The following is an 8,465-nucleotide window of genomic DNA, read 5'->3' on the forward strand; positions in this document are numbered from 1 at the left end:
CCCAAAAATCAGTGTTGAATCTGATTTGCCGGCCTGTGGGAATCCCAATTCCTTAAATCGTCACTACGGCCTAGAGCGTGTCACTGTTTCACGGAAAAACGCCGAACCGCTCTATCCCTTTGTTTTTACGCAATTCCGGACGGAAGGTTACGGCGAAGACGCCGAACTTAACCGCTTCACACTTTTCCTGGAATTGCTCTATAGATCGCCGCATGCAGGGATCGCGCTTTGCTTTTGGACCGTTCGTGTTTGATCCTGGCGCGGGAACGCTGCTCCGGGGCGACGTTCCCGTTGCCGCCGGTCACCGCGGGCTGAAGCTGCTGGAAGCGCTCGTTGCGCGTCCGGGAGAAATCCTGGCCAAGGCCGAGTTGATGGACGCGGCGTGGCCGGGCACCGCGGTCGAGGAAGGCAATCTCACGGTGCAGATCGCGCAGCTCAGGAAGCTGCTCGGTCAGGCGACCGGTGGTGGCGAGTGGATCGTCACGGTGCCGCGTGTCGGCTATCGTTTCATCGGTGCGGTCGAACAGCCCGACGCGACGCGCAAACCCTTGCCGCTGCCCGACAAACCGTCGATCGCCGTGCTGCCCTTCATCAATCTGAGCAACGATCCCGAGCAGGACTCTTTCGTCGATGGCCTGACCGAAGATTTGATCACCGATCTCTCGCGGATACCGGGCCTCTTCGTCATCGCGCGCAACTCGGTGTTTGCCTATAAGGGCAAGGCCATGGACGTGCGCGCCATCGCCGGAGAGCTTGGCGTGCGCTATCTGCTGGAAGGCAGCGCAAGACGGGCCGCGGGACGCGTGCGCATCAACGCTCAGCTGATCGACGCGCTGAGCGGCGAGCATCTCTGGGCTGAGCGTTTCGATCGCGGCCTGGAAGACATCTTCGCCGTTCAGGACGAGGCGACGGCCAAGATCGTCGAGGCGCTGCTCGGTCGATTGCGCGCGCCGCCGGCGCGCAACCGGCCGAAGAACCTCGAGGCCTATGATCTCGTCGTGCGCGCGCGAAAACTGTTCGACGAGTCGCCGCAGATGGCGCGCGAAGCGCACCTGATGCTGACGCGCGCGATCGCGCTCGATCCGGATTACGCGGAGGCCTATCGCTGGCTTGCGATGAACCACTGGATGCGATGGGTGCATTGGGGCGAGCCGTTCGAGCCTGCCCGCAGCACGTCCCTGGAACTGGCGCGCAAGGCCGTGGCGATCGATCCCAACGACGCCGGTTGCCGCTGGGTTCTGGCGAACCTTCTTGCCTATGAACGCGATTTCGAGCAATCGGATGCGGAATTCGCCAAGGCGATCGATCTCGACCCGAACGAGGCCGATATCTGGGCGACATTGTCCGACATCGTGGTTCTGGCCGGCAGGATCGAGGAGGGACTCGAGCACATTCGCAAGGCATTCCGGCTCAACCCATTTCCGCCGAGCTGGTATTATCTGACGCTCGGCCAGGCGCAATATGCGGCCAGCGACTATGAAGCCGCCGTCGAGACGCTGCGCCGCGACGAGACCTACCGCACCAGCTCACGCCGCTTCCTGGCTGCAAGCCTGGCGCAGCTCGGCCGCCTCGACGAGGCACGCACAGAGGTTGCGCTGTTCCTTGTCGGCAATCCGCATTTTTCCACCCGCCGCTGGGTCGAGACGGAACCGTTCCGCGACGCGGCGACGCTCAAGCATTTCGAGGATGGCTTCCGCGCGGCTGGCCTGCCGGAGTGATGCGGCCGGCCACGGTGACGGGCTAATTTAGTCGCCCCAGCACAGGGATTTTGACCGGCCGGCTCTGTTTGCGTTGGCAGGTGGCATGCGCTGGAGATTGGCCGAAACGCCCGTCGCGATCGTCATTCTAGGGCGGAGCAGGAGCGAAGCACCGTCGCGAAGACCCTGGAATCCATGCCGTTACCTTCGCCAGGGCGTGCAACGGAGCAGAATTCTGCACCGCGGCAACGCTTCCAAGTCACGGAATGGATTCTATGGTCTGCGCCGCGTCGCTTCGCTCCTTGCTCCGCCATAGAATGACGAGGTTGGGGGGCGGCTTCAACCAATCTCCGGCGTTTGCGCTGATTTCACGCAAATGAACGGAAAATCTTGTACCAAGACAAGCGGCAACCTCTCCAAATCCCTGTGTCGGGGAACTAGTCGCCCCAGCGTCCAGTTTCTCAAACCTTTTGCCTCAACGGCCGGCGCGCGCCAGCCCGTGCGCCACCAGGCGCTCGATAACCTCCGGATAGCTGACGCCACTCGCCGCCATCGCCTTGGCGTACATGCTGATATTGGTGAAGCCAGGAATGGTGTTGAGCTCGTTGATCAGGAAATTCATATCCGGCATCAGGAAGAAATCGACGCGGGCCATCCCGTCGCAGCCGAGCGTTCTGAACGCCCTGGCGGCCATATCGCGCATGGCATTCTCGACTTCCAACGGCAGCTCGGCCGGCACGATCAGGGCCGCGCCATTCTCGTCGATATATTTGGCGTTGTAGTTGTAGAAGCCGTGACTTTCCGCGGGCACGATCTCGCCCGGCCGCGAGACGAAGAGTTCGCCCGTGGGGCTCTCCAGCACGCTGAATTCGATTTCGCGGCCACGAACGAATTCCTCAGCCAGGAGCTTGCGATCGTGCTGGAAGGCTTCCGCCAGCGCGCGCTCGAACTCCTGACTGCCATTGACCTTCGCAACGCCGACCGACGAGCCCTGCCGCGCCGGCTTGATGAACAGCGGCAAGCCGAGCTTGTCTTCCAGTTCAGCAAGCGAAGGCAGCCGACCCTCATCGATCGTCACCGAGCGCGCGACCGGCAGTCCCGCCGCCTTCAGCAGCCACTTGGCGATGTCCTTGTCGAGGGCCGTGGCCGAGCCCAGAATACCGCAGCCGGCGAGCGGCACCCGCGCCACTTCGGCCAATCCTTGCACCGCGCCGTCCTCGCCATGCAGACCGTGCAACACTGGAAACAGGATATCGATGACGGGCAGGTCATGGGGTGCGCCGCTGGCAGGGATCGCCAGCATCCGCCCCTGCCCACCCGGCACCAGGCACAGCTGTATGCCAGCCGACGGCGTCGCCAGGGCGCCGTCCTCGAAACGGCTGAGCAGCCATTGGCCGTCGCGAGTGACGAAGATCGGCACGACGTCGTATTTCGCCGGATCCAGCGCCTGCATGACGTTGGCCGCCGAAAGCAGCGACACCTCATGCTCGGCGGATCGACCGCCGAACAGCACACCTATACGCAGTCTTTTCGCGGGCATCGACAACTCCACCAATGATCGGGGTTGGAGCTCGCACGCAAAACACCAGACATGCCCCTTCAACCGTCCGAGTAGTAACCGAAGGATTGGAGTGGGACTTTGACCGGTTGAAGCAGTTTTTCAGCAGAAGCGCGAAAGGCCTTCCGTTCGGAACCGTGTCAAGACGAGGAGCGGTTCATCCGCTTATGAAACGATGAACCGCTCCAAGGTTGTGTCTTTACTTCGTCAGCGCAACGCCGCCGCGATGTTGCCGCCGTCCACCGTCGTCACGTCCGCTGTGGTGCGTTCGGCCAGCGCCTGGTGCAGGAATGCCTGCGCCACGTCGTCGGCGGTCACTTCCTGTCCGAGCAGATTGCCGGACATGTATTCCTTTTCCGACACGCCGCGCGCGCCGGACCGGCTGGCGATCATCGTGTCGGTCAGAAGCCCGGAGCGGATGCGGTCGGCGTTGACCGCATTGGAGCGTATGCCATAGGCGCCGTAGTCAAGCGCATATTGCCGCGACAGGAACAAGGTCGCCGCCTTCGGGATGCCGTAGGCGCCGAATTTCGGGCCGGGGTTGATCGCCTGCTTGGAGGTGTTGAACAAAAGCACGCCACCGGTGCCCTGTTCCAGCATGATGCGCACCGCATTCTGCGCCGCCGACTGGTGGGCGAAGAAGTTGAGCTCGAAACTCTTGCGCAAAGTGGCGTCGTCGAGCTCGCCGATGCGGCCTTCCCAGGCCGCGCCCGCATTCGAGACGAGGATGTCGACGCCGCCATAGACGGCGACCGCCTTGTCGAAGGCGGCGCGCATCTCGGCCGGATTGGTGATGTCGGCGCCGACGCCGATCGAATTGTTGCCGGCGGCCTTCGCCGCGTCCGCCGCCTTGGCCGGATCGAGGTCGACGATCACCGCATGCGCGCCGTTGGCCGCGAATAGTTTTGCCGTAGCAGCGCCAATGGCGCCGGCGCCGCCGGTGATCAGCACGACCTGGCCGGTCAGCGGCTTCGGCTTGTTCGAGGCGAGCTTGGCCTGCTCCAGCGACCAGTATTCGAGCGGAAAGAGGTCGGCCTTGGACAGCGGATGGAAATTGCCGACGGCCTCGGCGCCGCGCACCGCCTCGATCCACATCTCGCCGACATCCGACGCGATCTTGGCCTCCTTCAGCGTGCGGCCATGGCCGAACATGCCCAGCCCCGGCACCAGCGTCAGGCGCGGCATCGGGTCGAGCATGGTGCGCTTGACGTCGTCCAGCGCGTCATTGGTTTCGAAATAGGCGGTGTAGTCCTTGACGAAGGCATCGACATGGCTGCGGATGGCAGCCTTGTAATCGCCGAGCTTGTCGGCGTCGGGCGCCGGTACCGCCATCGGCCCGGTCTTGATGCGGATTGACAGGTCCGGCGTCGACACCCCGCGCCCTGCCAACTCGGCGATCTTGGCCGAATTGATGAAGTCGACGATCGCGTCCGAGGTGCGGAAGTCGCTGATCATGCGGTCGAAGCGGCCTTCGCCGCGCGCCACGGCAACGGCGCCGCGCAATGTCGGCGCGATGTCGCTGGGTTTGGCAAGCTTTGCCGGCAATGCTGCCTTGGCCGGCTGCGGCTTGCCGTTTTTGGCGACATAGTCCTCGGCCATGGTCACATAGTGGATCATGCGGTCGTAGGCCTGTTTGGCATCGTCGCCGAAGGTGAAGATGCCATGCTTGTCGAGGATCAGGCCCTCGACTTTTCGGTCGGCGTCGAAGATTTCCGCCGCAGCCTTGGCGAGGTCGAAGCCCGGCTTGATGTAGGGCACGTAACCCATCTTGTCGCCGAACACCTTTTTCACCAATGCCTTGCTGTCTTCCTGGTCTACGATGGCGAGGATCGCTGTCGAATGCGTGTGGTCGACGAATTTGTGCGGCAGGAAGGCGTGCAGCAGCGTTTCGACCGACGGGTTGGGCGAGGACGGATCGATGAGGTTGGAGCGCTGCAGCGCTACCATGTCCTCGTCGGCGAGCTGGTCCAGGGAGCGCGCCTTGAGCAGCGCGCCCATCTTCACCGCCGGCAGGCCCTGCGGTTCGATGACGGCCATGTCCCAGCCGCTGCCCTTGACGCAGAGCACGCCCCATTCGTCGCCGACCAGATCGGTGGCTTTAGTCTTGCAGGAGGTGTTGCCGCCGCCATGCAGCACCAGCCGCGGTTCGCCGCCAAGCAGGCGGGTCGTGTAGACGCGCAGCGCAAGGTCGCGGGCGACGCCCTTCTTGGCATAGTCGGCAACCATCTTTTCCGCGTCGGCGTCATTCCAAAGGTTCTGCATGTCGTTCCGTCCGGTTCCGTCTTTTTTGCTCATGAACAGAAAGCCGCGACGTCTTGATGACAGAAGCGGCGAGGGTGGTTTTCTAGGATGCCTTTTTGCCGGCTTCGCCCGCGTGATTGAGCAGGCGCTCGGCCATGTGCGCGCCGATCACCAGATGCGTGCAAAGCCCGCCGGCGACGACCGCAAGCAGCGGCTCGAATTTGGTGTCTTCCTGCACCACCATCAGCCGCTTTTCGATCGCGCGCAGCGAGGCGAGTTCGGCGGAAATGACGCGCCGGTTGTAACTGCAGTCGAGCACCTCGCCCTTGGCGTCGATGATCTGCCCGGCGATGACGCCGGCAGCCCCTTGGCTGCGCAGCGCTTCCATCTCGCCTGCGGACAATGCGCCGCATTTCACCAGATGGCTGTCGGCGTCGACCGCGCCGACGGAATAAAGCGCGAGGTCGCAATCGGCAATGCCGGCAAGCTGGTCGCGGATCACCGGCTCGGCGCGCAGGCCCTGCGCCAGTTCCTCGGTGGAGAGCACCAGCGGCGCATAGAAATTGAGGCCTTTGGCGTTCAGTCGCCGCGCGATCTCCATCGTGCATTGGTCGGGCCGGTAGGAATAGGGCGCGCCGAGATTGCCGCAGAGTTGCACCACGGTGACGCCCTGCAGGTCGGCATAGGACATGATGTCGGCGATGGTGTAGACGGTGCGGCCCCAGGCGACGCCGATACGGTCGCCTTTCTTCACCAGCTCGAGAAAGACGCTCGCCGCCAGCACGGCGATATCGGCCGAGGGATCCGCGAGATAGGCATTTTCCGGCGCGATCCAGACGGCGTCGAGATCGAAGGCGTCTTCAAGCCGGCGCGCCGTGACGTCGTCGGTGAAGAGCTGCGTCGAGGTCGAGATGTTGACGATGCCGGTCTCGCGCGCCTTGCGCAGATACATGGCGACCGAAGCGCGTGAAATGTTGAGTTGGCTCGCCACTTCGTCCTGACGAAGGCCGTGGGCATAGTAAAGCCAAGCGGCCTTGTGGATGATCTGTTCTGCCGGTCTGATCGCCATGCCGCCTCCTCGGCTGACATTAGTCACGGCTCTCGACAAAAGTCAAATTTGCCTGCGTGAGCTGCGATCGCCTCACGGGTGGGACTCCATCCGGATCGCCATTCCACCAAGCCGGCGCAGCATAGCATTTTCAGCCGCGGAAGGGGGATAGCGTGACGAAGGGCCTAAGGTTAGAAGGTTCGAAAAGAACCTTGGGGAGAACGGGATGGCCAATCCCTACGAACAGGATCTCGACAGGAACGCCGCCAACCACCAGCCGCTGACGCCGCTCACCTATCTCGAGCGCGCGGCCAAGACCTATCCCGACCATGTCGCCATCATCCATGGCAACCAGCGCATCACCTATCGCGATTTCTGGCGCCGCTCGCTGAAGCTTGCTTCGGCGCTTGCGAAGCACGGCATCGGCAAGGGCGATACGGTGACGGTGATGCTGTCCAACACGCCGCCGATGCTGGAAGCGCATTTCGGCGTGCCGATGGTGAAGGCGGTGCTGCATTCGCTGAACACCCGCCTCGACGCCGCCGTCATCGCTTTCCAGCTCGACCATGCCGACAGCAAGGTGCTGATCGTCGACCGCGAGTTCTCGGGCGTCGTCAGGGAAGCGCTGGCCTTGGCCAAGGTGAAGCCGTTGGTCATCGACTATGACGATCCTGACTATGCGGCCGACGCGCCCTATCCGAAAGGAGAGCGCATCGGCTCGGCCGATTATGAAGAGTTCGTCGCCGGCGGCGACGAGGCTTTCGCCTGGTCGATGCCCGATGACGAGTGGGACGCCATCTCGCTCAACTACACTTCCGGCACGACGGGCAACCCGAAGGGCGTCGTCTACCACCACCGCGGCGCGGCGCTGATGGCCTACACCAACACCATCCATGCCGGCATGGCCAAGCACGCGGTCTATCTGTGGACGCTGCCGATGTTCCACTGCAACGGCTGGTGCTTCCCCTGGACTTTAGCCGTGCAGGCCGGCACCCATGTCTGCCTGCGCTGGGTGCGGGCAAAGCCGATGTATGACGCCATCGCCGACCATGGCGTCGCGCATCTGTGCGGCGCGCCGATCGTCATGTCGGTGCTGATCAACGCGAAGGACGAGGACAAGCGACAGTTCGCGCAGACCGTCACCTTCAACACGGCCGCGGCGCCGCCGCCGGAGGCCGTGCTCTCCGGCATGGCCGACGCGGGCTTCGCCGTCACCCATCTCTACGGCCTGACCGAGACCTACGGTCCTGCCGTCGTCAACGAATGGCACAATGAGTGGGACGCGCTGGAAAAGGGACCGAGGACGGCGAGGAAAGCGCGCCAGGGCGTCCGCTACGCCTCGCTCGAGGGCCTCACGGTGATGAACCCGCAGACCATGGTGGAGACGCCGGCCGATGGCGAGACCATCGGCGAGGTCATGTTCCGCGGCAACATCGTCATGAAGGGCTACCTGAAGAACAGGAAGGCGACCGACGAGGCCTTCGCCGGTGGCTGGTTCCACTCCGGCGATCTCGGCGTCATGCACCCCGATGGCTACATCCAGCTCAAGGACCGTTCCAAGGACATCATCATCTCGGGCGGCGAGAACATCTCTTCCATCGAAGTCGAGGACGCGCTCTATAGGCACCCGTCGGTAGCTTCCTGCGGTGTCGTTGCCCGCGCCGACGAGAAATGGGGCGAGGTGCCGGTCGCCTATGTCGAGCTGAAGCCGGGCAAGGCCGCGACCGAGGCCGAGATCATCGAACATTGCCGAGGTCTGCTGGCGCGCTTCAAGGTGCCGAAGACAGTGGTGTTTGCCGAAATCCCGAAGACCTCGACGGGCAAGATCCAGAAGTTCCGGTTGCGGGAGCTGGCCAAGAGGGCATGAGCCTCAAATGGGCGATGCCGAGTTCCCGCCCACCCCCCTCTGGCCTGCCGGCCA

Annotated in this window: 6 protein-coding genes; 3 read left to right on the forward strand and 3 right to left on the reverse strand. The window is 63.4% G+C overall.

From position 1 onward, the window contains the following. Together FJW07_RS31930 and FJW07_RS31310 are read left to right on the forward strand one after the other, a co-directional pair. Positions 1-253, forward strand: a 253-nt coding sequence (locus FJW07_RS31930) for a hypothetical protein (protein WP_210239939.1), incomplete at its 5' end; no start/stop codon positions are given. Then, the gene (locus FJW07_RS31310; protein WP_140786260.1) at positions 213-1,718 is read left to right on the forward strand and encodes a winged helix-turn-helix domain-containing protein; all 1,506 of its coding nucleotides are present in this window, start codon (positions 213-215) and stop codon (positions 1,716-1,718) included. The genes FJW07_RS31930 and FJW07_RS31310, both read left to right, overlap by 41 nt. 454 nt (positions 1,719-2,172) lie before the next feature. Here the strand turns inward: FJW07_RS31310 and FJW07_RS31315 are convergent, their stop codons facing one another. The 3 genes from FJW07_RS31315 to FJW07_RS31325 form a co-directional block, all read right to left on the reverse strand. Beyond that, on the reverse strand, positions 2,173-3,237 hold the full coding sequence (locus FJW07_RS31315) for a D-alanine--D-alanine ligase family protein (protein WP_140860889.1): 1,065 nt from the start codon (positions 3,235-3,237) through the stop codon (positions 2,173-2,175). 225 nt (positions 3,238-3,462) lie between these two features. Further along, positions 3,463-5,517: a bifunctional aldolase/short-chain dehydrogenase gene (locus FJW07_RS31320; protein ID WP_140860891.1), complete on the reverse strand. Its 2,055-nt coding sequence runs from the start codon at positions 5,515-5,517 to the stop codon at positions 3,463-3,465. A gap of 82 nt (positions 5,518-5,599) precedes the next feature. Then, the gene (locus tag FJW07_RS31325; protein ID WP_140860893.1) at positions 5,600-6,565 is read right to left on the reverse strand and encodes a sugar-binding transcriptional regulator; all 966 of its coding nucleotides are present in this window, start codon (positions 6,563-6,565) and stop codon (positions 5,600-5,602) included. Between the two features lie 205 nt (positions 6,566-6,770). Here FJW07_RS31325 and FJW07_RS31330 point away from each other — a divergent pair, with 205 nt between their 5' ends. After that, on the forward strand, positions 6,771-8,411 hold the full coding sequence (locus FJW07_RS31330; protein WP_140860895.1) for an acyl-CoA synthetase: 1,641 nt from the start codon (positions 6,771-6,773) through the stop codon (positions 8,409-8,411). Positions 8,412-8,465 lie beyond the last annotated feature (54 nt).

The sequence above is a fragment of the Mesorhizobium sp. B3-1-9 genome, from assembly GCF_006439595.1.
Taxonomy (GTDB): Bacteria; Pseudomonadota; Alphaproteobacteria; order Rhizobiales; family Rhizobiaceae; genus Mesorhizobium.